Raw genomic sequence first — 24253 nt, forward strand, 5'->3', positions numbered from 1 at the left:
GTTCGTGATCCGGGACGAGGAGCTGGCCGCGCTGCTGCGCGCGGCGCCGTGGATGTCCGAGGACGGGCGCAAGGCCGACCGGTACGAGCGCGTCGACCACGCCGTGCTCGGCTCCGCGGCGCTGCTGCTCGTCGTGGCGGCGGTCGGCGGGCCCGCGGCGGGCCGGCGGTTCTTCGTGCCGGTGGACGTCCGGGGCGGGCGGGAGGCTCATGACGTCGCGGAGTTCCATACGGATGCGGTGCTCAGGACGCTGGCGGGCGGAACGGTGCGGACGGAGCGCGGCGGCACCGTGGAGTTCCGCAGCGCGGGCGGCGCCCCGGCCGGTGCCGCCGCGGCCGGTGCCGTGCCCGAGGTGCGGCCGCTCCCCTTCGAGCAGGGCTGGTCGTCCAACGCCCTGTCGCTCGTGGAGATCCAGGGCGTCCCGCACATCCACAAGACGTACCGCACCCTCGACGACGACGTCCGCGAGTCCGACCTGCTGCGGCTGATGAACGGCACGGGACGCACCCCGGAGTGGGCGGGCGACTACACGTACACCGACCCCGGCTCCGGGACCCGCCACCCACTGGGCGTCGTCTACCGCTACGTGCCGGGCGAGGGCATCGACGTACCGCTGCGGCAGAACCTGCGAGCCCTGTGGCCCGCCCTGTCGCGCCTCCTGGCCCACGATGCGCCGGTGGCGGTGGCGCGACGCCATCTGCGGCCGCTGGAGCAGCAGTTGCGGGAGGCGGGGCGCTTCCTGCGCGGCTTCCACACCGAGCTCGCCGACCGCCTCGGCGACGGAACGCCGCAGCCCGCCTATCCGGCCGGCGAACGGCTCGTGCAGGCCGAGGAGCGGCTCGCGGACCTGCACGACCACACGACCGCGGATCCGGCGCTGCCCGCACCGGCGGTGCGGGACGCCTTCAAGGCACTGGAAGCGGAAGCGGCCGCGCTGCGCGCCGAGTTGGTCCGGTCGGGGCCCTCCTGGCCGGGCGGCGGCCCCTGCCACGGCGACCTGCACCTGTCCCACCTGCTGTGGAACCCGCCGACCCTCATCGACCTCTCCACCCCGAGCACCACTCCCACCGCGCCGGGCTGGGCCGCGCAGTCACCGCTCGAGGACGTCGTGGCGTTGCAGCGCGGCCTGGAGTACTTCGCGGCGGACGAGGCCGCGTTCGAGGCCGCGAACCGTCTGGGCCTCGACTCCCTGGAGACCATGCTCGGTTCGCTCGACGGCGCACCGCACCTCTCCCCGGCCCAACAGGACGAACTGCGCCAGGCGTTCGAGGTCGCGGACCACTGGCGGGAGCGCGTGCGCGAGCTGCTCCTCGGCCCCGCGTCCGACGGACCGCTCCGGCGACTGCTGTATCTGCGCCGGCTCCTCCACGAACTGGCCTACAACCACGCGCACACGCGCCCCTATCACGCCGCGATCGACCTGCGCCACGCCCTGCGGCTCGGCGAAGGCGGCAGCGGCGCCCACCGCGACTCCGAGGACGTGAGGCCGTGCTGACCCCCGAGCCCCCCGAGAACGTCGTTCCGACGGTCGGGCCCCGCATGCACATCATCGAGACCTACTTCGAGTGCTGCGGGTTCGACCACACCTTGTTGCAGGGCGGCACCTCGGTGTACCTGTGGAACCTCTCCCGGGCCTTCGCCGCGCGCGGCCACCGGGTCTCCATCGTGACGCCCGCGCACGGCCGTCTGGACGACCTGCGGCCGCGCTACTACGTGGAGGACCTGCCGTACGAGGACGCGTACACCCTTCCCCTCGCCCTGGATCCACGGGTCTGGCGTGGATTCCCGGCCGAGACCGGGATCGAGCTGCGCACGACGGCGCACCGGATCCGGCTCGACGGCGTCGACCTGTACTTCCTCTCCAACGACTACCTCGACCGGCTGCCGACGACGTTCTATCCGCCGTACTCCGCCAAGGGTCGTGACCTGGTCTTCTTCAAGCCGCTCGTCTTCCAGGCCGACAGCGTGCGGTTCCTGCGCGCCTGGTTCGGCGAGGAGCGGGCCCTGGTGCACGCGCACGAGCCGTACTACCACTATCTGCTGCCTGCCGCCCTGCGCGACGACGCCATGAAACTGGTCGTCAGCACCGTGCAGAGCAACATGCCGATCGCGAAGAAGGTGTACGGGCCGGAGGTGCGGCGCCTCTTCGAACTCCTCGACGTGAAGGTGGAGTTGCCGGTGGCCGGGGAGGGGGGCGAGGGCGCGTACCCGGCTGCCGTGCTCCAGTACCAGCAGCTCACCCACCTCCACTACGCCTATCCGCCGGACCACGTCGCGCTCTACGAGCTCACCGCCGAGCACTCCGACCTGATCGACTTCCTCTCGCCCGGCCAGCTCGACTTCTACGCCTCGTTCCGCGACACCCCCTTCGCCGCCCTCTTCGAGCGGCTCCCCATGGCGGATGTCGTGCGGCGCAACGCGCACAAGATGTTCGTGGGCGGCTGCGCGATCTCCGACGAGTGGCTCGCCATGGACCCGGCCGAGGTCGACCGGGGGGACGTGCTCGGCGGCCTCGGCCTCGATCCCGCGCTGCCCACCTTCTTCCACAACGCGCGCTACGCGGTCCACCACAAGGGCCAGGTGGAGCTGGTGCGGGCGGTGGACCGGGTCCTTTCCGAGGGGCTCGCCGCCAACTTCGTGCTGCGCTGCATCGCCGGAGAGGGCATCGACGACCCGTACTTCCATGAGGTCGCGCGGCGGCACGCCGGGCGGCTGCACCTGGAGTGGGAGCGGGTCGACGAGCGGCGGGTGTTCGCGTACGCGGCGAGCTCCGACTTCTGCGTCTTCCCGTCCAAGTTCGAGATGGACACGTTCCTCATCGCGCAGGGCGAGGCGATGGTGTGCGGCGCCGTGCCCATCGCGACCGCGCAGGAGGGCATGGCGCACTTCCGGCACGCCGACGGCCCGTCGACGGGTACCGGTTTCGCCGTGAACCGGTCGTTCGCCGAGGGCGACGAGCTGCTCACCTCGGCGCTCGCCGACCGGTTCCGGGAGGCGGTGGCGCTGTGGTCGCAGGAGCCGGACCGCTGTCGGGAGCTGTCGGAGCGGGCGTCCGCCGTCGCGCGCGAGTTCACGTGGGAGCGGTGCGCGGACCTGCATCTGGCCGCGTTCGGCCGCCTCTGGCGGGGTGAGCCGGCCGAGCCGCCGGTCCAACTGGCGTTGCGTCACGGCTGGTTCGAGCAGCTGCGGGACGTGGAGAGCGCCGCGGTGACGGAAGCGGCGGTCGCGCACGGCGCCGTGGACGTCTACGAACGTCACGCCCCCTTGAACGCCGACGCCGCGCGCCGCATCTTCGCGGCCGCCTGGCAGCGGGCCGACTTCGCCGCCTGCGAGCGGGTCCTCGAACGGGGACCGGGCGGAGCGGTGGGACGGCGCGACGTGGACCGGCTGCGCGGCCGCTGCCGGGCGGGCGACGACGGCCGGATCGTGTACCGGCTGCCGCACGCGGAGCGCGTCGAGCTGGTCATCCCCTCCGAGCCCGGAGCGGACGGCCGGGCGCTGCCGCGCGTGGAGCTCCTCGAACGCACCGGCCCCGGCGAGTTCAGGGGCCCTGCACCCGAGCGGCCCGGTGACGCCCGGCTGCTCCTCACCCTCGCCTCCGGGCGCGTCACCTGGGACGAGGTGCGCCGTGGCTGACCGGGACGCGACGACGCGCACGGTCCGTACCGTGCTGCTCGCGGGCGGCGAGGGACGGCGCATGGGCCCGCTCGGGACGGGGCGGCTCAAGCCGCTGGTGCCGTACGGCGGGGCCTGCCGGCTCATCGACTTCAGCCTCGCCAACGCGCGGGCCTCCGGCCTCGGCGAGGTGCTGCTGCTCTCGCAGTACGAGGAGAGGCAGCTGATGGACGACCTGCACCGGGTGTGGAACCAGCGGCCGGACTTCCGGGTGCACTTCGGCCCGTACGACACCGCGTACGCCACGGCGGGCACCCGCGTCCCCGCGGAACTGCCCGACCGCACCTGGCCGTTGGAGCGCGGCACGGCGGACGCGCTGATCCGCAAGAGCGCGTACGTCTTCGAAGGGGACGGCACCCGGCCCGGCCCCGAGCACGTCCTCGTACTGCACGCCGACCACGTCTACCGCTTCGACTACGGTCCGCTGATCGACGCCCACCGCGCCTCCGGGGCGGCGCTCACCCTGGCGTACCAGCGCATCGACCCGCGCTGGGTGCACCTGTTCGGCATGGTCGAGTTCGATGCGCGGGGGCGGCTCACCGCGTTCGTGGAGAAGCCGGACGTCGCCACGAGCGACCTGGTCTTCGCGGCGTTCTGCGTCTTCGACGCCGCGGTCCTGCGCCGGTATCTGGAGCGGCTCGACGGCACCGACTGGCAGCACGACATCAGCCGGGACGTGATCCCGGCGATGCTCGCGGCCGGTGAGCACATCCGCGGCCACGAGGTGGCGGGGCACTGGGAGGACATCGGCACCGTCGAGCGCTACCACCGCGCGCACCTGGAGCTCGCGGCCTCGCCCACGGCCGGGCTGCCCGTCGGGCGCATGCCGTGGACCGTCGCGCCGGACGTGCGGCGTGCGTGGGTGGCCGACCAGTTCGGGGTGCGCTCGTCGGTGGTGCCTTCGGACCTGGTCAACGACGGCCGTGTGGAGGACAGCGTGCTCTTCCCCGGCGTGCGGATCGGCGCGGGCGCCCGGGTGCGGCGCAGTGTGGTGCTGCCCGGCGCCACGATCCCCGCGGGCGCCGACATCGAAGGGGCCGTCGTCCTGGAGGACGGCCACATCCAGCAGACAGAAGGAGTACGCGCATGAGTGAGCCGCAGTACGACGTCCTCGTGGTCGGCGGCGCCGGAATCGACACCATCGTGCGCGTCGAGGCACTGCAACTGCCGCCCGGCGACTCCGTGTTCGTGCCGCCGGTGTACGACTACGTGGCGCATACCGGGAACGGCGTCGCGCTCGGCTGGCACGCGCTCGGCCTGGCCACCAAGTTCATCGACTTCCTCGGGGACGACGCGCAGGGCCGTTCCGTCCTCGACGCGTACGCCGACCGCGGCCTGGACTTCAGCCACCTCCTCTCGCCGCACGGCACCCCGCGCGGCGTCAACCTCGTCGACCCGCAGGGCCGCCGCTTCTCCTTCTACGACGGACGCCACCCCGCGGACCTGCGGCTGCCGCGCGACTTCTACCTGCCGTACCTGGAGCGGGCCCGGCACGTCCACCTCTCCATCACCGGCGTCAACCGCGACATGTACGACGACATCCGCGGGCTCGGCGTGACCTGTTCGACGGACCTGCACGACTGGGACGGGCGCAATCCGCACCACCGTGCGTACGCGCTCGCCTCCGACCACGTCTTCCTCAGCGCGGCCGCGATCCACGACCGGCTCGACGAGGTGCTGCACTCGGTCCTCGACGAGGGCAGGGCACGCCTCGTCGTCGCGACCGACGGCGCGGACGGCTGCCACGTCCTGGTGCGCGGCGACGCGAAGGTGCGGCACTTCCCCGCGGTGCGGCCGGAGCGGCCCGTGGTCGACAGCAACGGCGCGGGCGACGCCTTCGTCACCGCGTTCCTGCACTCCCTCTTCGAGGGGCGTCCGGTGGAGGAGTGCGTGCTCGCCGGGTCCGTCTCGGGGGCCTTCGCCTGCGGCAGCGCGGGCACCCACACCGAGTTCATCGACCTGCCGGGGCTGCGTGGCGCGTGTGCGCGCGCGAGCGCCGCCGCCACCGGCTGAGGGAGCTGCGCGCACGTGCACATCATCAACTTCTCGTACGAGTGCGGCGGTTTCGACAACCGTCTGATGCGGGGCGGGCTCTCGCCGCTGGTGTGGAACCTGTCGCGGGAGTACGCCGCGCGCGGCCACCGCGTCTCCGTGATCACCCCGGCCCACGGCCACCTCGACCGGCTCCGGGAGACGTTCCCGATCGAGGAGCTCGACTACCGCGCGGACCACGTGGTGCCGCTCGTCCTCGACCCGGCGGTGTGGCCCGGCCACCCGGCGGAGGTGGCCGTCGAGCTGACCACGCGCGCGTACCGGCTCCGCCTGGACGGCGTGGACGTCTACTTCCTGTCCAACGCCCACCTGGACCTGCTGCCCGACCGGCTCTACCCGCCGCCCGGCCTTGAGGGCCGGGACCTCGCGCACTTCAAGCCGCTGGTGTTCCAGGTGGAGGGGGTGCGCTTCATCAGGTCCGGTCTGCCGCTCGGCCCCGCCCCGGGGACGTCCGGCCCCGAGCCCGCGATCGTGCACGGCTTCGAGCCGTACTACCACTACCTGCTGCCGCCCGTGCTCGCCGCCGATCCGCGGTTCCGCACCGTGAGCACGGTCGCGGCCAACGCGCCCGTCGGACAGCAGGTCCACCGCCCGCAGGTGGAGCGCCTCCTCGCGCTCCTCGGCGCCGGTGCGGGCATCGACCTGGACGCGCTCGACGGCCCCCCGCCACCGGAGGACTCTCCGGTGGCGACCATCGCGCGGGCCCTCGCCGGCACGCGCATGCACCAGGAGCGCAGGCCCGACCACGTCGGCGTGTTCCCCCTGGTCGCCGCGCACGCGGACCTCGTCGACTTCGTCTCACCCGGCCAGCGCGCCTACTGCAGCACCTTCGAAGGCACCCCCTTCGAAGCGCTCTTCGCCACGCTTCCGGTGGCCCGCGAACTCCGCACCCATCCGCACAAGCTCCTCATGGGCGGCTGCGGGGTGGCCGAAAGCTGGCTCGCCCGGGACCCTGCCGGGGTGGACCGCGCCGCCGTCCTGAGCGGGCTCGGCCTCGACCCGGCGCGCCCCGTCTTCTTCCACGCGGCGCGCTACGCCGTGCACCACAAGGGCCAGCTGGAGCTGATGCGCGCGGTGGAGGAGGTCCTCGCCACCGACCCGGACATCAGCTTCGTCATCCGCTGCGCGACCGGCGGAGGCGGCGAGACCTCCCCCGCCGGGCCCGCCGCCGCGAACGCCTACTTCCAGGGCATCGCCGACCGTTACCCGGGCCAGGTCCACCTGGACTGGCGCCTCGCCGACGAGGACACCCTCTTCGAACAGGCCGCCTGCGCCGACTTCTGCGTCAACCCCTCCAAGTACGAACTGGACGGCTTCCTCATCGCCCAGGCCGAGGCGATGGCGTGCGGGGCGGTGCCGATCGCCACGGATCAGCGGGTCACCGGCCACTTCGGGCACGCGCGACCGCTCACGGACCCGACGGCGACGGGTTTCTCCGTACGCGGCTCGTTCCGCGACGACGACCCCGTACTCGCCCGCGAACTGGCCGACCGAATACGTGAGGCCGCGGCGGTCTTCCGGGGCGACCCGGACACGTACGACCGCCTGTCGGCCAACGCCCGCCGCGTGGCCCGCCGGTTCACCTGGCCCGGCAGCGCGGAACTGCGCCTCACCGCGTTCGACACGCTGCTGCGCGGCGAACGGCAGCCCTTCCCCGCCGAGGACGCCATCGCGTGGGGCTGGTTCGACGCGCTGGACGACGCGGACTTCGCACGACACGGGGAGCTGATCGCGGGGGCGGCGGCCGAAAGGGGCGACGCGGCCGCGTACGCGCGGTGCGCTCCGTTGGACGGGCTCGCGGTGGAGCGGCTCTTCGAAGCGGCTTATGCCCGCGCGGACTTCGCGCGGGGCGCGGAACTCGCGGAGACGGCGGGGCGCGACGACTGGACGGCACGGCTGGCGGAGCGGTGCCGGGTGACGCCGAGTCCTGAGGGAGACGGTCGCGGGTGGCGGGTCGAGTACGTCCATGCCGGGGCGGAGCGCGTGGAGGTGGTGGTGGAGTCGACGGGGGTGGCGGGGCCCGGGGCGGTGGGGTCCGGGGCGTCACGGTCCGAGGCGTCACGGTCCGAGGCGGTGCGGGAGTCCGTCGCCGAAGCGGTCGCCTCGGATGAGGCCGTGCCCGTCGGGAGCGGGGTCGGGTTCGTGGCTCTGCGGGCCGCGGGCGACGGCACGTTCCACGGGGTTCTCGACCGGCTGCCCGTGGGGCGGGAGCTCGTCGTCATGGTGACTTTGCGCTCGGGGCGGGTCGCCTGGGACGCCGTCCCGTTCACTGGGGCGCCGCCGCCCTACCGGGTCGTCGCCACCGACCTCGACGGCACCCTGCTCCGCGGCGACCTGTCCGTGTCCGACCGCACCCGTCGCGCCCTCGCCCTGGCCACCGGGGCGGGCGCGCACCACCTCGTCGTCACCGGGCGGCCCGCCGCCGCCTGCCGGGAGTTCCTCACCGCGCTCGGCTACCGGGGCATCGCGGTGTGCGGGCAGGGCGCGCAGCTGTACGACGCGGGCGCGGACCGGCTCCTCGACTCCGCACGGCTCGACCTCGACCTGGCCAGGTCGGTGGTCGACCGGGTCGAGGACGCGCTCGGCACGCTGGAGCTGGGGGTCGTCACGGCGCCGCCCGAAAGCCGGTTCAAGGTGACGCCGCGCTTCGGTGAACGGGTCCGGCACGGCTGGGACGTCACGGCCGACCGCGCACAGCTGTGGTCCGCCCCCATCGACAAGCTGGTCCTGCACCACCCGGACGTACCGGAGGACGAACTGGCGGGCGTCACCGAGAAGTTGTGCGGCGACGACGTGAGCGTCGTGCACTCCGTGAAGGGCATGGTGGAGGTGCTGCCCCTGGGAACCACCAAGGGCGCGGGGGTCGCACGGGCGGCCCGGCTCCTCGGCTTCACGGCCGCGGACACCATCGCGTTCGGCGACATGCCCAACGACATTCCCCTCCTCGCCTGGGCGGCCCACGGCGTGGCCGTCGCCAACGCCCATCCGGAGCTGCGCGCCATGGCCGACGAGGTCGCGCCGAGCAACGACGAGGACGGCGTCGCGGTCGTCCTGGAACGGCTCTTCACCCCGACACGGAACCCGGCACCGGCACCAGCACCGGCACCGGCATCGGCACGGAACCCCGCACCGGCACCGACCCCGACGCCGAAGACACCGAGACCGGGGGCACCCGCATGACCGACGCACTCACCGCCCTCGCCCACGCCCACGGAGTGGCCACCGCCTACACCACCGACCGCGGCCACCGCGTCGACGTCGCCCCGGACACGCTGGTCGCCGTCCTCGCGGCGTGCGGCGTGGACGCGTCGACAGAGGCGGCGGCACGCGTGGCCCTGGAGACCCACCGACGCGGGCAGGCAGAGAGACTGCTGCCCCCGTGTGTGGTGCTGCGCGTCCCCGGAGACGGCACCCCGAACAGCACCCGCCCCCTCCCCGCCCACCTCACGCAGCACACCGAAGCACACGTGCGGTTGGAGTCCGGCGGCACGAGCGGCCTCTCCCCCACCCTCCCACCCGGCCACCACATCCTCCACGTCCGAACCCCCGGCGGACAGCGGGCGCACGCACCCCTCCTTGCCGTGCCCGACCGCCTGCCCACCCCCGCGGGCCGCACCTGGGGCTTCCTGATCCAGCTCTACTCCGTCCTCTCCCACCGCTCCTGGGGCATGGGCGACCTCGGCGACCTGGCGGAGCTCGCCTCCTGGTCGGGGCGGGAGCTCGGCGCGGGGTTCGTCCAGCTCGGGCCGTTGCACGCGGTGGAGCCGGGGCCGCTGCCCGACCCGTCCCCGTACCGGCCGAGTTCACGGCGTTTCGCCGACCCCATGCACGTACGCGTGGAGGCGGTGCCGGAGTACGCCTACCTCGACCCGGCGGCGCGCCCCGCCGTGGACGACCTCGTCGCCCGCGCGCGACGGCTGAACGTCGCCGTTCTGGACGGGAGTTCACTCATCGACCGCGAGGCCGTGCGCGAGCTCAAGCAGCGCGCGCTGCGAGCCGTGCGCGACGTACCACTGCTGCCAGGGCGGGCCGCGGCCTTCGCCGCGTTCGTCGAGCGCGAGGGGCAGGGCCTCACCGACTACGCCACGTGGTGCGCGCTCGCCGACGTGCACGGCCGGGCGTGGCGGTCCTGGCCCGCCGAGCTGCGCGACCCCCGCTCCCCCGCCGTGGCGCGGGCCCGCAACGAGCTCTCCGCGGCCGTCGACCACCACCGGTGGCTCGCCTGGATCACCGACGAGCAGCTGGCGTCCGCACAGGCCGCGGCGGTCGGCTCGGGCATGCCGGTCGGACTCGTCCACGACCTGGCGGTCGGCGTCGCGCCGGAGGGGGCCGACGCCTGGGCCCTGCAACGCTGCCTGGCCGCGGGCATGAGCGTGGGCGCGCCGCCGGACGACTTCAACCGGCGTGGCCAGGACTGGGGCCAGCCGCCGTGGCGGCCGGACGCCCTCGCGGCGGAGGGCTACCGGCCCTTCGCCGAGCTGCTCCGCTCCGGGCTGCGGCACGCCGGGGCCCTGCGCGTGGATCACGTCATGGGGCTCTCGCGGCTGTGGTGGGTACCGGAGGGGCGGCCGCCGACGGAGGGCACATACGTCAGGTACGACCGGGACGCGATGCTCGGCGTCCTCGCCCTGGAGGCGTACCGCGCGGGCGCCGCGGTGATCGGCGAGGATCTCGGCACCGTCGAGGACGGCATGCGCGAGGAGCTCGCTGGGCGCGGCATGCTCGGCACGTCCGTGCAGCGCTTCGAGTACCTGGGCGGCTCCGCGGGCCGGCACGGTCCGCTGCCGCCCGACCAGTGGCGGGCGAACTGTCTGGCCACGCTCACGACCCACGACCTGCCGACGACGGCGGCCTGGCTCTCCGGCGAGCACGTGGACCTGCGGGCGCGGCTCGGGCTGCTGACCCGGCCGGAGGCCGAGGAGAAGGCGGCGGCAGCGGCCGAGCGCGACGGCTGGCTCGCCGAGCTGACCCGGCTGGGCCTGCTGCCCGATCCGGACGGCGAGGTCGCCGCGCTGCACCGGTTCCTGCGGCGCACTCCGGCCCGGATGCTCGGCGTCTGGCTGCCGGACGCGACGGGCGACCGGCGACCGCAGAACCTGCCGGGCACGGCCACGGTGCACCCCAACTGGCGGCTGCCGGTGGCGGACGCACGGGGACGCCCGGTCCCGCTGGAGGAGCTTCCCGCGTCCACGCTGGTCCGGATCCTGGCGGACGTCTTCGCGCCCGGCACCGCGGACGTCCTCGCGCACGACACCACTGAGAACAACACCAAGGAGAGTCATGGCAGGCCAGGTTCTTGCTGAGGCGGAGACCACAGGTGTCCGTGAGGACGCCGGGGGCTTCGACCTGCTCGCACCGGACGGCACCGGCTACCGCGTCGACGTCACGGGCGGGGTCTTCCACCCGGACAACCCGCTGCTCGCGGAGTACGTGGCGGGCCGCCGCGTGGTGGCCTTCATCGGACCCACCGTGGACCGAATCTACGGCAGGCAGCTCCGCCATTACCTCACCACCCGCCTGGAGCCCGGCAGTTGGAGCGTGCACACCATCGCCACCGGCGAGCACAACAAGTCGCTGAACTCGGTGGAATCGGTCTGCGCGACCGCCAAGGCGGCGGGCCTGGACCGGCACGGGGTGATGCTCGCGGTGGGCGGCGGCATCGTCGCGGACATCGTCGGCTTCGCCGCGTCCATGTACGCACGCGGCATCCGCTACATCAAGGTCAACACCAGCCTGGTGGGGCAGGTCGACGTCGGCGTCGGCGTCAAGACCGGCGTCAACGCCCTGCACAGCAAGAACATGTTCGGCGCCTACCACCCCGCCCACGCCTCCCTCAACGACCCGGCGCTCCTTGACACCCTGCCGGCGCGCGAGATCCGCTGCGGCCTCGCCGAGATCGTGAAGATGGCGGTGATCCTCGACGGCGACTTGTTCAGGACGCTGGAGCGGCACCCGGACGCGTTCCGCCGCGGCCCGTCCGGCGCGGCGGTCCCGGGCGACGACGTGGAGACGTACATCGTCCGCACCTCCATGCGGCTCATGATGGAGGAGCTCTGCCCGAACCTGCGCGAGCACGAGCTCGCCCGGCTCGTCGACTTCGGCCACACGTTCAGCCCGGTGATCGAGACGGCGGGCGGCCACCGGCTGGCCCACGGCGAGGCGGTCGCCGTCGACATGGCGCTGTCCGCGCACGTCGCGCGGCTGCTCGGGCTCACCGACGAGGACACGTGCGAGCGGATCGTGGCCCTGCTCGAGGGGATCGGCCTGCCCGTGTACGACCCGGCCACCTGCACGCCCGAGCTGATGACGCAGGCTCTGCGGGCGTCGTGGCAGCGCCGGGGCCGCAAGCTGCACCTGGTCGTGCCGACCGCGCTGGGCAAGGCGGCCTTCGTCGACGAGCTGGAGCACCTCCCGACGGAGACGCTGCGGGCGGCTCTGGACGCGCTGGCGGACCGGGCGGTGCGGCGCGATGGCTGAGCACACGCCGCCCACCACGGCGGGAACCGCGGGAGTGCAGCAACGCACGGTCAACGTAAAGGATCTGCTGACCGCCAAGGAGCACGACCACGGCGGCCTCGGCACGATCCTCGCGCACCGCGTCTTCGCCCGCGCGGAGGGCGCAGCCGGTGCGGACTTCATCGATCTGGCGGTCCTGCCGCCCGGTACGTCCATCGGCAGGCACCGGCACGGGGCGGACCGTGAGACGTACGTCGTGCTCGCCGGGAGCGGGCTGATGTTCCGCGACGGGGCGGAGTTCCGGGTGGGAACGGGGGACGTCGTCGTCAATCGCCCCTACGGCGAGCACGGCCTGTACAACGACTCCGAGGACGCCACGGATCTGCACCTGCTGGTCTTCGAGGAGGCAGTGCGTGACGACGAAGGAAGCTGACCGGCCGCCCGAGTCCTTCACCGTGCTCGACGTGGGCGGGACCACGCTGCGGATCGGGAGTTACGCCCCGGCCACCGGCCGCCTCTCACGGGTGCGCCGCGTCCCGGTCGAGGGCAAGGTGCTGCACCCGGACGCGTCCGTGCCGGAGCTGCAGGAGCGGGTGGTGGAGCAGATCGTGCGCGAGGTCGACCGGCACGGCGCCGGTACGGGTGGGGTGCCGCATGCGGTCGGTATCGCCTTCGCGGGGCCGGTGACGGCGGATGGCCTGGTCGTCGCGGCGCCCACAGTGTGGGGGCTGCGCGGCGCACCGCTGCCCCTCGGCGCGCTGTTGGGCGAGCGGATCGGGGTGCCGGTCGCCGTCGTCAACGATCTCACGGCGGCGGCCTGGCGGTACGCGGCCACGGAGCCGGAGCCGTTCTGTCTGCTCACCGTCAGCTCGGGCATCGGCAACAAGGTCTTCCGCGGCGGTGATGTGCTCGTCGACCCCGCGGGGCACGGCGGCGAACTGGGTCACTGGGTCTGCGACCCCTCGCCCGACGCGCCGCTGTGCGACTGCGGCGGCCGTGGCCACCTGGGTGCCGTCGCCTCCGGGCGCGGGGTGCTCGCGGCGGCCCGGCGCGCGGCGGTGGCGGACCCGGCCGAATTCGCCGCGTCCCGTCTCGCCGCCCTCTGCGGGGGCGGTCACCCGGACGCGATCGGCAATCCGGCGTTGGCCAAGGCGATCGCGGAGGGCGACCCGTTCGCCACGGGGGTGCTCCGCGGCACGCTCGTACCGCTCGCCCAAGCCGTCTCGGCGGTCTTCACGTCGATCGGGGTGTGCCGCTTCATCCTGATGGGCGGTTTCGCTCTGGCGGTCGGGGAGCGGTACCGGGCGCTGCTGGTGGAGGAGCTGGTCCGCCAGGGCTGCTTCGGCCTCGCCGCGGACCACGTGGACGCTCTGATATCCCTCGGTGCCCCCGACGACGACCACGGCCTGCTCGGCGCGGGCCGCCTTCTGACGACCAGGACGACCAGGACGATCAGCACGGCCGGTGGGGCGACCGCGTAACGCCGTCCCTCCCCGCCCCTCACAGACAGGCCCCCGCATGACCCGCACGACCACCCCCCGCACGCTCATCGTCGGCAGCGGATTCGTCGGTACCGGTATCGCCCGGCGCCTCGCGCGTGCCGGGGACGACGTCACCCTCGTCTCGCGCGGGCGCCCGGCCACGCCACCCGAGGAATACGGCGCCCGGTGGTCCGCGCTGGACGCCACCGACGCCGAGGCCTGCACCCGGCTCCTGGCCCGGCTGCGGCCGGAGCGGATCGTCCTGGTGCACGGCCCTTCCGACGTCACCTGGTGCGAGGAACATCCGGAGGAGGCGGACGCGGCGCACGCCGCCGTCACCGCCAACTTCGCCGCGTACGACGCCGCTTCGCGCACCGTCATGATCTCCACGGACAACGTCTTCGACGGCCACGCGTGGCACAACACGGAGCACACCCCCGTCTCCCCCGCCAACGCCTACGGCCGCGCCAAACGGCACGCCGAGCGCCGGCTCCTCGGCGGTTCCGCGCGGGCGGTCTGCCTCCGGGTCAGCCTCGTGTACGGCCATGAGCCCGCCGACGCCGGCAAGTGGCTGAATTTCTTCGCCGCGTGCGCCCACCGGCTGGCCGACGGCGCGTCCGTCGAGGCACCCGACGACCACTGGACCACTCCCGTCCACGTGGACGACGTGGCCGCCGTCGTGGCCGCACTCCTCGCCGCCCCGGACCCTCTTCCGCCGGTCCTGCACCTGGGCGGCCCCGACCGGGTCACCCGCGCCGAATGGGCCGGGGTGATCGCCGAGGCGCTCGGCGCCCCGGCCGGTCTGGTCGTGCCGGTACCGAAGGCCCGCGGCCGCTACGCCTCGCGGCCCGAGAACGCCTGCCTCGTCTCCGAGTTGCTGACTGGGCTGCCCGCCACGCGCGCCGTCACCGTACGCGGGGTACGGGACGGGGCACGCGACCTGGCCGCCGCGTTTCCGCTACGCGCAGGAGACGTCCTCGAGCCGTAGCGTCTCGATCCGGTCCCAGCCGCGCGCCACGATCCGGTCGTGCAGGTTCAGGTCGGCGGTGGCGCGCACCACCAGGCACTGCGGCGGCTGCAGATGGACCGCGAAGGCGATGAGGGTCTCCAGGCCGCTGTTGGCCAGGTAGCGGACGCCGGTCAGGTCGATGAGGATCTCGTCGGCTCGCGCCCGGCCGGGGTCGCCCGCCTGGGTCTGGTCGGTCAGGGCGAGGGCCAGGGGCCCGCGATGGCTGCTCACGACCTCGCCGGACAGTCGTACGCCGGGGCTGTGGGTGGTGGGCATGATGAGCAGGAGGTCGTCCGCGAAGTAGTCGCGCATGGCAGATCCGATGCCTTGGTGCGCCGTGAAAAGGGACGGGCAGCGGTGGACGTGTACATCACATCCACCGTGGGGGTCCTTCACGCGGTGCTACGAGGCGGAAGCACTGTTCCGCTGAGAGCAGCCGCTGGCGTAAGGGCACACTCCGGGCCCGATAGGTAGCCGGAAGGTCATCGCAGCGGTAACAACAACAGACCGTGGGCTGTTACTCAGCGTACTCCCTCAACTCCGCCACCGATAGGGACCTTTCCGGGCAAGCGGCGACGAACGCCGCCCCGCGCGGAAAGAACGCGGGGCGGCGGCGCCGGAGGGAGCCGGCACCGGAGCGTCAGCTGCTGGCGCCCGAGCAGCTCTCCGCGCCGACGTGCACGGCGAGCGCGCTCTTCGCGGCGACGGTCGCGGCCAGTCGGCCCTCGCTGTCGACGGTGACGGGCTTGCCGGACTGGACGTCGCAGTACTCGCCCGCGGGCAGCGACGTCTTCAGGTTCTCCTTCACCTCGCCGTCCCCCGCGTTGATGGCGAGGAACGCCTTGTCACCGCGGCCGAAGGCGATGGCGCCGCCCCCGTTGTCCCACCAGTCGGTGACCTCCGCGTCGCCCGCGGTGTTGCGGAAGGCGACCATGCTCGCGATCTGCGGCCGCGCGTGCTGGCACACCCACGCGTCGCTGGAGCAGTCCGCCTTGCCGCCTGCGGGCGGACCGTCGTCCTTGCTGGTGAAGGCGTACCCGGAGTGGACGTCCGGCGAGCCGTACGGGAAGGCGAGGGCGAAGACGTGCGCCAGGGTGTACGGGGCGCCCTGCTTGTAGGTGAGGACGCTGCCCTGGCGCTCGGTGTCGTGGTTGGCGACGAAGACACCCGCGTTCTTCGAGGGCTGCTTGCCGTCGGCGATGTTCTTCAGCCCGGCGAGGCTGCCGCCTTCGAAGGCGCCCTTCAGGGCGTACGCGTAGTTGAACTCCTGCACGTCGCCGGTGCCGATGTACTCACCGGGCTGGACCTCCTCACCGGGCCCGGGCAGCGTCTCCTGCTTCCAGTACACGTCCGGGTCGGTGAGCTGCGACTTGATCGCCTTCAGGTCGTCCTCGGGCATGTGCTTGGCCGCGTCGATGCGGAAACCGTCGACGCCGAGTGAGAGGAGGTCGTTCATGTATCCGGCGATGGTCTTGCGGACGTGCTCCTCTCCGGTGTCCAGGTCGGCGAGGCCGCCGAGTTCGCAGTTCTGGCTCTCCTCGCGCTTGGTGTAGTCCTGGATCTCCTTCTTGCAGTTGTCCATGTCGGCGTCCCCGTAGGTGCCGGGGTAGTCGTACTTGGTGAAGCGCGTGCCGCCGGAGCCGGTGCCCTGCGCGTTGGTCATGTGGTTGATGACCGTGTCGGCGACGACCTTGACTCCCGCGTCGTGACAGGTGTCCACCATGCTCTTGAACGACGCGCGGTCGCCGAGCCGGGAGGCGATCTTGTAGCTGACCGGCTGGTAGGCGGTCCACCACGAGGGGCCGTCCAGACGCTCCTGCGGGGGCGACGTCTGGACGTACCCGTAACCGGCCGGGCCGAGCGTGTCCGTGCACGCCTTGGCCACGGAGTCGAAGTTCCACTCGAACATCACCGCTGTGACGTCCTTGCCGGCGTCCGCGGCGCGGCTCTTCCCGGCGGGCGCGGCCTGGCCGGGCTGCTGGGCTCCGACGGCGAGACTGCCCGCCGCTCCGGCAACCAGTGCGGCGCTCATGACGGCGATCCTGCGGGGTTTCGATATACGTCCGTGCATCGAAAGCCTCCTGTGGGGGGATGGGCGTGGGGGTGGGGTGAGGTGGCGTGAGGGGTGAGTCGCCTTTGACGGCTTCCTGAAAACTCCTGGCTCCTTGCAGCAACTTGTTGCAACGGGACCCTAAGAGCCCTCAGTTGAAGGGTCAACCCCTCACGCAACACACTTCCCGACCGTGACTCCGCCCCCAAGGACCGCACGCCGCGCCGCGTCGGCCAGCACCCGCCGGTCGGCGCCCCGCACAGGAGCGTGTGCGGTGACCCGTACGCGCAGGCCGCGGGCGCCCGCCACCCTGCGCAGCGAAGAGGTGAAGTCCTCCTCGCCGAGGAAGGCGGCGGACGTGCTCGGCCCGCCGCCCTGGCGGTACTCGACCGTCACCGGGCGGACGGGCGCGCCCGCGTCGACCGCCGCCTGGAATGACGCCCGCCGGAACCGGCCGCCCGAAGCGGAGCACCAGGTCGTCGCCTGGGGGAAGACGAGCACCGACGTGCCGCCGCGCAGCGAGTCGGCCAACTCCGTGACGAGGCCCGGGAGTCCGCGCGGACTGCCGTCCCGGTCGATGAACCGCGTGCCCGCGCGCCGGGCCAGCGCGCCGACCACCGGCCACCGTCCGACCTCGCGCTTGGCGAGGACGCTCACCGGCTCGACGGCGAGCAGGGCGACGACGTCGAGCCAGGAGATGTGGTTGGCGACGACCAGAGTGCCCACACCACCTGCCCGCACACTGAACGGCGCTCCCTCGGCACCCCCGACGCCCGCGATGCCCTCGACGCCCACCCCGAGCGCACCGAGCACCCCACGGGCCTCGGCCCGCAGGACCGAAGGTTCGGCGAGCCGGTCGCCGCGGGCCACGGCCCGGGTCAGCGCGTACGTCAACGTGGCGTACCGGCGCGCGAGTTCACCGAGCGGCACGCGTGGGTCCGGGTCGGTGGCGCAGGAGGCAGGACAGCCGGAGTCGACCGTCCACGCGCTCATCGCGTGTCCTCTCCGAGGAAGTAGCGGCGGTGGCGGGCGCTGAGCCGTTCCGTGTCGAGCAGGACGAAGAAGTCCGCGACGTCGAACTCCGGGTCGTGGGCGGGGGCTCCGCACACCCACGCGCCGAGGCGGAGGTAGCCGCGCAGCAGGGGCGGCAGGTCGGCGTAGGCCGGGCGTTCCGGCGTCGGGCCCGCGGGGGTCCACGGGCGCCGGGGGTGCACGCGCAGTTCGGGCGGCGCGGCGTGCTTGGCGGTGCCGAGCAGCCAGGCCGCGGTCGCCGCCCGCCCGCCGTCCGCGAGCGGCACGGAGGCGCAGCCCGCGAGGTACCGGTGGCCGGAGAGCAGGACGTAGCGGGCGAGTGCGGACCACATCAGGGTGATCACGGCGCCGGAGCGGTGGTCGGGGTGGACGCAGGACCGGCCGGCCTCGACGGTGGAGGGCCGCAGGGCGTTGAGTGCGACGAGCTCGAACTCGCCGTCGGAGTAGGAGTGGTCGGCCCGGCCGGGCGGGATTATTCGGTACGTGCCCACGACGTCGCCGGTCGCGGTGTCGGTGACGATCAGGTGGTCGGCGAGGTCGTCGAAGGCGTCGATGTCGTGGCCGGGCAGGGGCGTGTCGAGGACGGCGCCGAGCTCTTCGGCGAAGACGCGGTGGCGCAGCCGCTGGGCTGCCCTGACCTGTTCGGTGGTGTCCGCGATGGAGGTGACGTACGAGCCGGTGGGTGTCGCGACGAGCGGCGTCGAGGGCATGACGGTTCCGTTTCTCGGGTCGATGGGGACGACGGAGATTTCGGTGGGGAAGGCGTCGGAGGCTTCGGTGGGGACGACGACGGGGACGGGGAGTCAGCAGTGGGGTGCCGCCGCGGCTCCGCGCCGGCACCCAAGCAGCACGGTGGCGGCGCCGCCTGAACTGCGCGCTTCAGGCGTGCGTCGGCCCGTCGTCGGGCTCGCGTCCGAATCGGACCACCCGGCCGGGGTCATGACGCAGGCTTCCGGGTTCAGAAGGCGGGGGCGGATCCGCCTCCGGACCCGGTCCCGCCCGCCCCCACGACCTGCGTGCTGTCCAGGCGGCGCGTGCGGTAGCTGTCCGCGTCGAGGGTGATGACCTCCGCGTGGTGGGCCAGCCGGTCCACCGTCGCGGACGCCGTCGCGCTGTCGCCGAACACCTCGTCCCAGTGGCCGAGCGGCCGGTTGCCGGTGACGATCAGCGAGCCCCGCTCGTAGCGGTGCGAGACGAGCTGGAAGAGGAGACGGGCGACGTCGGAGTCGAAGGGGACGTAGCCGACCTCGTCCACGACGAGCACGGGGTACGCGTCCAGGCGGGTCAGTTCCTTGCGCAGCCGCCCCGCGGCCTTCGCCTCGGCGAGCCGGGTGCCCCACTCGGCGGCGGTCGCGAACAGCACCTGGTGGCCGGCCTGGCAGGCGCGTACGCCGAGGGCGACCGCCAGGTGCGTCTTGCCCGTGCCGGGCCCGCCGAGCAGGATCACGTTCGCCTTGCGGGCGACGAAGTCGACCTTGCCGATGCGGGTGATCACCTGCGGCTCGGGCGCCCGCAGATGTCCCTCGTCGAACATTTCCAGGACCTTTCTCGCGGGGAAACCGGCGGCCTCGATGCGCTCCTCGGCGCCGGTCGAGAGCTCGGCCGCCGCCCCGCCGTCACCGCCTCCCCCGTCGGCCCCGCCGTCCCGCTGCGCGGGGATGGCGACGGCCCGCCCGCTCTCCTTCACGGTCTCCTTGGGGGCGCGCGCCTTGGCTTCGTGGGCCGCCATGGGCCCGGTCATGTAGGCGAGGATCGCCGCGGAGGCGATGAACGCCATGTGGATGACCGTCCCCCACAGCAGGTCGTGCCGGGGCGTGTGGTGCACGTCGACGAACATCTGGAGCAGGTGCACCGACGAGATGCCCACGATGGCGGTGGCCAGCTTGACCTTCAGGACGTTGGAATTGACGTGCGAGAGCCACTCGGGCTGGTCCCTGTGGCCCTGCAGTCCGATCCGCGAGACGAACGTCTCGTACCCCCCGACGATCACCATGATCAGCAGATTGGCGATCATCACCACATCGACGAGCTTGAGGACGGCGAGCATGACGTGCGTCTCGTCCGCGTGGCCGCTGATCACGTGATGGATGAGGTGCCACAACTCGTTGAAGAACTTGAAGACGTACACGCCCTGCGCGGCCACCAGGCCGAAGTACAGGGGCGCTTGGAGCCACCGGGTCGCGAAGAGCGCACACCCCAGTGTGGTCATCTTCGGCGGGGACGAGGTGGAGCGGGACACGAGACCTCCAACGGCCGTGAGGTTGGTCATTCTTGTGGTCCGCCGCCGACAATCTGAATTCGAGCCACCCGTTGGGATGAATAGAAATCCAGTCGGACAGGAAACCCCGCATGCCACCTCCCCCTCCCCTGCCCCTCGCCGGTGTCACCGTCGTCAGCCTCGAACAGGCCGTCGCCGCACCCTTCGCCACCCGGCAGCTCGCCGATCTGGGGGCCAGGGTCATCAAGGTCGAACGGCCGGGCGGCGGTGACTTCGCCCGGCGGTACGACACGACCGTGCGGGGGCAGGCCAGCTATTTCGTCTGGCTCAACCGGTCCAAGGAGTCGATCACGCTCGACCTCAAGTCGGAGCGGGGCCTGGCGATCCTCGAAGAGCTCGTCGCGGGCGCCGACGTGTTCGTGCAGAACCTCGCCCCGGGCGCCGCCGTGCGGCTCGGGTTCGGGGCCGAGGAGCTGCGGGAGCGCCACCCGTCCCTGATCACGTGCACCGTCAGCGGCTACGGCACGGACGGGCCCTGGGCGGACCGCAAGGCGTACGACCTGCTCGTGCAGTGCCAGACCGGGCTGCTCCAGCTCACCGGCACCCCGGACGAGATGGCGCGGGCGGGGATCTCCGTCGCGGACATCGCCGGGGGGATGTACGCGTACAGCGGCATCCTGTCGGCGCTGTACACGCGGGCGACGACGGGGCGGGCCCCGGCCGTCGAGGTGTCCCTCTTCGACGCGCTCGCCGAGTGGATGGGTCAGCCCGCCTACTACACGCGGTACGGCGGCACCCAGCCGCCCCGCGTCGGCGCCCGGCACGCGACGGTCGCGCCGTACGGCCCGTTCACGGCGTCCGACGGCAAGGACGTCCTCCTGTCGGTGCAGAACGAGCGCGAATGGGTCGCTCTGTGCCGTGAGTTCATCGGCCGTCCCGAGCTGGCCGACGATCCGCGCTTCGCCACCGGGTCCGACCGGGTGGCGCACCGCGACGCGCTCGACGCGATCATCTCCGCGCGGTTCGCGGAGCTCGGCAGCGAGGCGGCCATGGAGCTCCTCGACCGTACGGGCATCGCCAACGCCGGGGTCAACTCGGTCCACGAGTTCCTGGCCCACCCGGTGCTCACCGAGCGCGGACGCTGGCGGGACATCCGCGTACCGGGCACGACCGACCCCGTACAGGCCCTGCTGCCCCCGGCCGACCTCTCCGGGGTCACCCCGCGCATGGACCCGGTGCCGGAGGCGGGCGAACACACCGCCGCGATCCTCGCCGAGCTGGGCCGCACCCCGGACGACGTCGCCCGGTTGCGTGAGGACGGGATCTGCCGCTGAGCTCTCCGTCGCCCCGTCAGTAGGAACCCGCGTGCGCGGGTGGCACCGAGACCGACATGGTCATCTCGACGGGCTCGGCGCCCTTGTTGTGGTAGCCGTGCGCGACGTTGGCCTCGAAGGTGGCGCCCGTTCCGGCGGCGACGGCGTGCTCGGTGCCGTCCACGACGAGGGTCAGCTCGCCGCGCGTGACGTGCAGCAGCTCGATGGTGCCCGGCGGATGCGCGTCGGAGTCGCTGCCCTCGCCCGGCATCAGGCGCCAGGACCACAGCTCGAACGGCCCGCGTGCCTCGGCCCCCACGACGAGCGTGGTGCTGCTGCCTGCCTCCGTGGACCACATGCGGACCGCCTGCTCCGGCGGCACCAGCCGCACGTGCGAGCCCTGTTCGTAGTCGAGGAGGGTGGTGATGCTGACGCCCAGCGCGTCCGCGAGCTTCACGGTGATGCCGACGCTGGGGTTGGTCCTGGCCTGCTCGATCTGGATGATCATGCCGCGACTCACGCCCGCGCGGGCGGCGAGTGCGTCGAGCGTGAAGCCCCGCTCGTTGCGCCAGCGCTTGAGGTTGCGGGCGAGCGACTGGGTCAGCTGGTCGAGGTCCGACACATTCCGTCCAATATTCTGGATGACAGGGTTCACGATACTGAACTACGGCGTGGTGCATCCGATGACCCCGGATGGTTCAACACACTGTACTGCGAGTACCGCGAGGCCTCTGCCGACCGTTACGCCCCGTCTCAGGTCTCACCCAACTCGCCCAGGGCGATGAGCTGTTCCGGTGTGACCCCGTCAGGGATCGGCACCGGCGCGGGTGTCCGCAGCGGCGGCTGCCACCCCTGCTCCGCGTCCCACGTCCGGACGACCCTCGCGGGCGCCCCGGCCACCACGGCGTGGTCGGGCACCTCCCCCCGGACCACCGCCCCGGCGGCGACCACCACGTTCCGGCCGATCCGCGCCCCCGGCAGGATCACCGCCCCGGTACCCACCCAGCACCCGGGCCCGATCTCCACCGGGTCCATCCGCGGCCACTGCTTGCCGATGGGCGTGTGCGGGTCGTCGTAGGAGTGGTTGGTGGAGGTGACGTACGCGTAGGGGCCGAAGTAGCAGTCGTCGCCGATGGAGACCGTCGTGTCCGCGATGACGTGGCTGCCCCGGCCGAGCACGACGCCGTTGCCGATGCGCAGGATCGGGTCGGGTCCGAGGTCGAGGTCGGGCATCATGCCCGCGGTGAGCGTGACGTGCTGGCCCACGATGCAGTGGTCGCCGATCCTGATCCACGGCTCCCCGAAGACCGTGCCCTGCGGGAACGCGAGCTTCGTGCCCTCGCCGAGCGCCCCGAACCGCAGCCGCCCCGGGTGCGCGGCGGTCACCGCGCCCGTGCGCTGCACCCAGTCCCAGCCCGCGTGGACGGCGCGCTGCGCGATCCTGCGGGGCGCGGCGGCAAGGGATGAGAACGTGTTCCTGTTCTTCGGCACGGGCTCACGTTACTCAGTGCCTCCACCCCTCGCAGGCCCCCGGCCTGTGATCTTCACCCCACACGGCGGCGCCCGCTCCCCCGTCCCGTACCGTGCCGTCAGGCGCGACGCGACACAGACGTCCACACGGACGTACGGACAAGGGAGCGGACCGATGGGCCACGAGGCACTCATCACCGGCATCGGCGGCAAGGACCCGAAGATCGACCAGGACGCGTTCACCGCGCCGACGTCCGTCGTGATCGGCGAGGTGACCCTCCAGGCCGGGGCGAGCACCTGGTACGGCGCGGTCCTCCGCGCCGACTGCGGGCCCATCGTCGTGGGCGCCGACAGCAACATCCAGGACAACTGCAGCCTGCACGTCGACCCGGGCTTCCCCATCAGCATCGGGGAGCGCGTCTCGGTCGGCCACAACGCCGTCCTGCACGGCTGCACCGTCGAGGACGACGCGCTGATCGGCATGGGCGCCACCGTCCTGAACGGCGCGGTGATCGGCGCCGGTTCGCTGGTGGCCGCCCAGGCGCTGGTGCCCCAGGGCATGCAGGTGCCCCCGGGCTCACTCGTCGCGGGCGTGCCCGCCAAGGTGCGCAGGCCGCTCACCGACGAGGAGCGCGAGGGCATCTCGCTCAACGGAACGTTGTACGTGGAGCTGGCCAAGGCCCACCGCGACACGCACGCGGCGGGCTGACCGGGGAGGGAGAGGGTCAGTCGGCGGGGACGGGCTGCGGCTCGGCCGCCGAGGCCTGTGCCACCGGGGTACCGGCCGCCGCCGCTGCCGCCTCGGCCTCCGCCTCCGCCGCCACCTTCTTCGCCCGGCGCTTGACGAACAGCATCGAGCCGACGCCGATGAGCACGGCGATGCCGAGTCCCACGTACGAGAACCGCTTCAGCCAGTCCTCGGCGACCACGCCGATGTAGTAGATGACGGCGGTGGTGCCGCCCGCCCAGACGATGCCGCCGAGGACGTTGGCGATCAGGAACTTCCAGTACGGCATGCGCAGAACACCCGCGAGCGGGCCCGCGAAGATGCGCAGGAGGGCGATGAAGCGGCCGAAGAAGACCGCCCACATGCCCCACTTCTGGAAGGACAGCTCGGCGGTCGCCACGTTCGCGGCGCCGAAGTGCTTGGGGAACTTCCGTTCCAGCCAGGCGAGGAGCGGCCTGCCGCCCTTGCGCCCGATGGCGTACCCGATGGAGTCGCCGATGATGGCGCCCGCGGTGGCGCACGCCCCGAGGATCACCGGGTTGATGTCACCGTGCTGGGAGGAGAGGAGCGCCGCCGAGACGAGGACGATCTCGCCGGGCAGCGGGATGCCCAGACTTTCGAGGCCGATGACGAGCCCCACCAGCGCGTAGATGCTGACGGCTGGTACCTGCTCCAGCCACTCCTGGACGTGCAACGCCGGTTCCTCCCGTGTCGAGTGTGTGTGCCCGGCGTGCGCGCCTGCTCGGCCGCGCACGCACGCCGGGCAGCCT

At 72.8% G+C, this 24253-nt stretch carries 19 protein-coding genes and 1 pseudogene; 12 read left to right on the forward strand and 8 right to left on the reverse strand.

Features of this window, described 5'->3' with window-relative positions:
• Window positions 1–4: 4 nt before the first annotated feature.
• From NOO62_RS06335 to NOO62_RS06385, 10 genes are read left to right on the forward strand one after another with little or no spacing between them, the layout of a single operon-like run.
• The gene (locus NOO62_RS06335) at window positions 5–1495 is read left to right on the forward strand and encodes a phosphotransferase (RefSeq protein WP_268769925.1); all 1491 of its coding nucleotides are present in this window, start codon (window positions 5–7) and stop codon (window positions 1493–1495) included.
• Window positions 1489–3636 (forward strand): glycosyltransferase, encoded by a 2148-nt coding sequence (locus NOO62_RS06340; RefSeq protein ID WP_268769926.1) that lies wholly within the window; start codon window positions 1489–1491, stop codon window positions 3634–3636. Before NOO62_RS06335 ends, NOO62_RS06340 begins: the two co-directional genes overlap by 7 nt.
• On the forward strand, window positions 3629–4765 hold the full coding sequence (locus tag NOO62_RS06345; protein WP_268769927.1) for a sugar phosphate nucleotidyltransferase: 1137 nt from the start codon (window positions 3629–3631) through the stop codon (window positions 4763–4765). Before NOO62_RS06340 ends, NOO62_RS06345 begins: the two co-directional genes overlap by 8 nt.
• On the forward strand, window positions 4762–5688 hold the full coding sequence (locus NOO62_RS06350) for a carbohydrate kinase family protein (RefSeq protein WP_268769928.1): 927 nt from the start codon (window positions 4762–4764) through the stop codon (window positions 5686–5688). Before NOO62_RS06345 ends, NOO62_RS06350 begins: the two co-directional genes overlap by 4 nt.
• A gap of 15 nt (window positions 5689–5703) precedes the next feature.
• The gene (locus NOO62_RS39090; RefSeq protein ID WP_321170555.1) at window positions 5704–8907 is read left to right on the forward strand and encodes an HAD-IIB family hydrolase; all 3204 of its coding nucleotides are present in this window, start codon (window positions 5704–5706) and stop codon (window positions 8905–8907) included.
• Window positions 8904–11030: a 4-alpha-glucanotransferase gene (gene malQ / locus NOO62_RS06365; protein WP_268769929.1), complete on the forward strand. Its 2127-nt coding sequence runs from the start codon at window positions 8904–8906 to the stop codon at window positions 11028–11030. The genes NOO62_RS39090 and malQ overlap by 4 nt, the downstream gene beginning before the upstream one ends.
• Window positions 11008–12204 (forward strand): sedoheptulose 7-phosphate cyclase, encoded by a 1197-nt coding sequence (locus tag NOO62_RS06370; protein ID WP_268769930.1) that lies wholly within the window; start codon window positions 11008–11010, stop codon window positions 12202–12204. Before malQ ends, NOO62_RS06370 begins: the two co-directional genes overlap by 23 nt.
• Window positions 12197–12616 (forward strand): cupin domain-containing protein, encoded by a 420-nt coding sequence (locus NOO62_RS06375; RefSeq protein ID WP_268769931.1) that lies wholly within the window; start codon window positions 12197–12199, stop codon window positions 12614–12616. The genes NOO62_RS06370 and NOO62_RS06375 overlap by 8 nt, the downstream gene beginning before the upstream one ends.
• Window positions 12597–13664: an ROK family protein gene (locus NOO62_RS06380; RefSeq protein ID WP_268769932.1), complete on the forward strand. Its 1068-nt coding sequence runs from the start codon at window positions 12597–12599 to the stop codon at window positions 13662–13664. The genes NOO62_RS06375 and NOO62_RS06380 overlap by 20 nt, the downstream gene beginning before the upstream one ends.
• Before the next feature lie 37 nt (window positions 13665–13701).
• Window positions 13702–14652: an FAD-dependent oxidoreductase gene (locus NOO62_RS06385; RefSeq protein WP_268769933.1), complete on the forward strand. Its 951-nt coding sequence runs from the start codon at window positions 13702–13704 to the stop codon at window positions 14650–14652.
• Here NOO62_RS06385 and NOO62_RS06390 read toward each other — a convergent pair.
• The 5 genes and pseudogenes from NOO62_RS06390 to istB all read right to left on the reverse strand — a co-directional run bounded on the left by NOO62_RS06390 (window position 14623) and on the right by istB (window position 19964).
• The gene (locus NOO62_RS06390; RefSeq protein WP_268769934.1) at window positions 14623–14985 is read right to left on the reverse strand and encodes a hypothetical protein; all 363 of its coding nucleotides are present in this window, start codon (window positions 14983–14985) and stop codon (window positions 14623–14625) included. The two genes, NOO62_RS06385 and NOO62_RS06390, sit on opposite strands and share 30 nt — an antisense overlap.
• Before the next feature lie 331 nt (window positions 14986–15316).
• Window positions 15317–16744: pseudogene (locus NOO62_RS06395) on the reverse strand (alpha-amylase); the annotation flags it as partial.
• 150 nt (window positions 16745–16894) lie between these two features.
• Window positions 16895–17716, reverse strand: a complete 822-nt coding sequence (locus NOO62_RS06400) for a lysophospholipid acyltransferase family protein (RefSeq protein WP_268769936.1) — start codon at window positions 17714–17716, stop codon at window positions 16895–16897.
• A complete protein-coding gene (locus NOO62_RS06405) occupies window positions 17713–18465 on the reverse strand; it encodes a GNAT family N-acetyltransferase (RefSeq protein ID WP_268769937.1) in 753 nt (250 codons plus the stop codon). Before NOO62_RS06405 ends, NOO62_RS06400 begins: the two co-directional genes overlap by 4 nt.
• A gap of 248 nt (window positions 18466–18713) precedes the next feature.
• Entirely contained in the window at window positions 18714–19964 is a 1251-nt protein-coding gene (istB, locus tag NOO62_RS06410; protein ID WP_268775489.1) for an IS21-like element helper ATPase IstB, read from the reverse strand.
• 140 nt (window positions 19965–20104) lie between these two features.
• Here istB and NOO62_RS06415 point away from each other — a divergent pair, with 140 nt between their 5' ends.
• Window positions 20105–21307 carry a CaiB/BaiF CoA transferase family protein gene (locus NOO62_RS06415; protein ID WP_268769938.1) on the forward strand — a complete coding sequence of 401 codons (1203 nt, stop codon included), beginning with the start codon at window positions 20105–20107 and terminating at the stop codon, window positions 21305–21307.
• 16 nt (window positions 21308–21323) lie between these two features.
• On the opposite strand, the gene NOO62_RS06420 is transcribed toward NOO62_RS06415, so the two are convergent.
• Together NOO62_RS06420 and NOO62_RS06425 are read right to left on the reverse strand one after the other, a co-directional pair.
• Entirely contained in the window at window positions 21324–21908 is a 585-nt protein-coding gene (locus NOO62_RS06420) for a helix-turn-helix domain-containing protein (protein WP_268769939.1), read from the reverse strand.
• A 131-nt stretch (window positions 21909–22039) separates the two neighbouring features.
• Complete coding sequence (locus tag NOO62_RS06425; RefSeq protein WP_268769940.1) at window positions 22040–22777, reverse strand: acyltransferase; 738 nt, start codon at window positions 22775–22777, stop codon at window positions 22040–22042.
• A 154-nt stretch (window positions 22778–22931) separates the two neighbouring features.
• On the opposite strand from NOO62_RS06425, the gene NOO62_RS06430 reads away from it, so the two are divergent.
• Window positions 22932–23465, forward strand: a complete 534-nt coding sequence (locus tag NOO62_RS06430) for a gamma carbonic anhydrase family protein (protein WP_268769941.1) — start codon at window positions 22932–22934, stop codon at window positions 23463–23465.
• A 16-nt stretch (window positions 23466–23481) separates the two neighbouring features.
• On the opposite strand, the gene NOO62_RS06435 is transcribed toward NOO62_RS06430, so the two are convergent.
• Window positions 23482–24177: a DedA family protein gene (locus NOO62_RS06435; RefSeq protein ID WP_268769942.1), complete on the reverse strand. Its 696-nt coding sequence runs from the start codon at window positions 24175–24177 to the stop codon at window positions 23482–23484.
• Window positions 24178–24253 lie beyond the last annotated feature (76 nt).

The sequence above is a fragment of the Streptomyces sp. Je 1-369 genome (assembly GCF_026810505.1).
GTDB lineage: Bacteria > Actinomycetota > Actinomycetes > Streptomycetales > Streptomycetaceae > Streptomyces.

Bases quoted from the DNA above. Each gene is read 5' to 3' on its own strand.
- NOO62_RS06370 (WP_268769930.1), top strand. From the start codon at position 11,008: ATGGCAGGCCAGGTTCTTGCTGAGGCGGAGACCACAGGTGTCCGTGAG.
- malQ (WP_268769929.1), top strand. From the start codon at position 8,904: ATGACCGACGCACTCACCGCCCTCGCCCACGCCCACGGAGTGGCCACC.
- NOO62_RS06390 (WP_268769934.1), bottom strand. From the start codon at position 14,985: ATGCGCGACTACTTCGCGGACGACCTCCTGCTCATCATGCCCACCACC.
- NOO62_RS06415 (WP_268769938.1), top strand. From the start codon at position 20,105: ATGCCACCTCCCCCTCCCCTGCCCCTCGCCGGTGTCACCGTCGTCAGC.
- NOO62_RS06350 (WP_268769928.1), top strand. From the start codon at position 4,762: ATGAGTGAGCCGCAGTACGACGTCCTCGTGGTCGGCGGCGCCGGAATC.
- NOO62_RS06430 (WP_268769941.1), top strand. From the start codon at position 22,932: ATGGGCCACGAGGCACTCATCACCGGCATCGGCGGCAAGGACCCGAAG.
- NOO62_RS06405 (WP_268769937.1), bottom strand. From the start codon at position 18,465: ATGCCCTCGACGCCGCTCGTCGCGACACCCACCGGCTCGTACGTCACC.
- NOO62_RS06400 (WP_268769936.1), bottom strand. From the start codon at position 17,716: ATGAGCGCGTGGACGGTCGACTCCGGCTGTCCTGCCTCCTGCGCCACC.
- NOO62_RS06385 (WP_268769933.1), top strand. From the start codon at position 13,702: ATGACCCGCACGACCACCCCCCGCACGCTCATCGTCGGCAGCGGATTC.
- istB (WP_268775489.1), bottom strand. From the start codon at position 19,964: ATGACCACACTGGGGTGTGCGCTCTTCGCGACCCGGTGGCTCCAAGCG.
- NOO62_RS06375 (WP_268769931.1), top strand. From the start codon at position 12,197: ATGGCTGAGCACACGCCGCCCACCACGGCGGGAACCGCGGGAGTGCAG.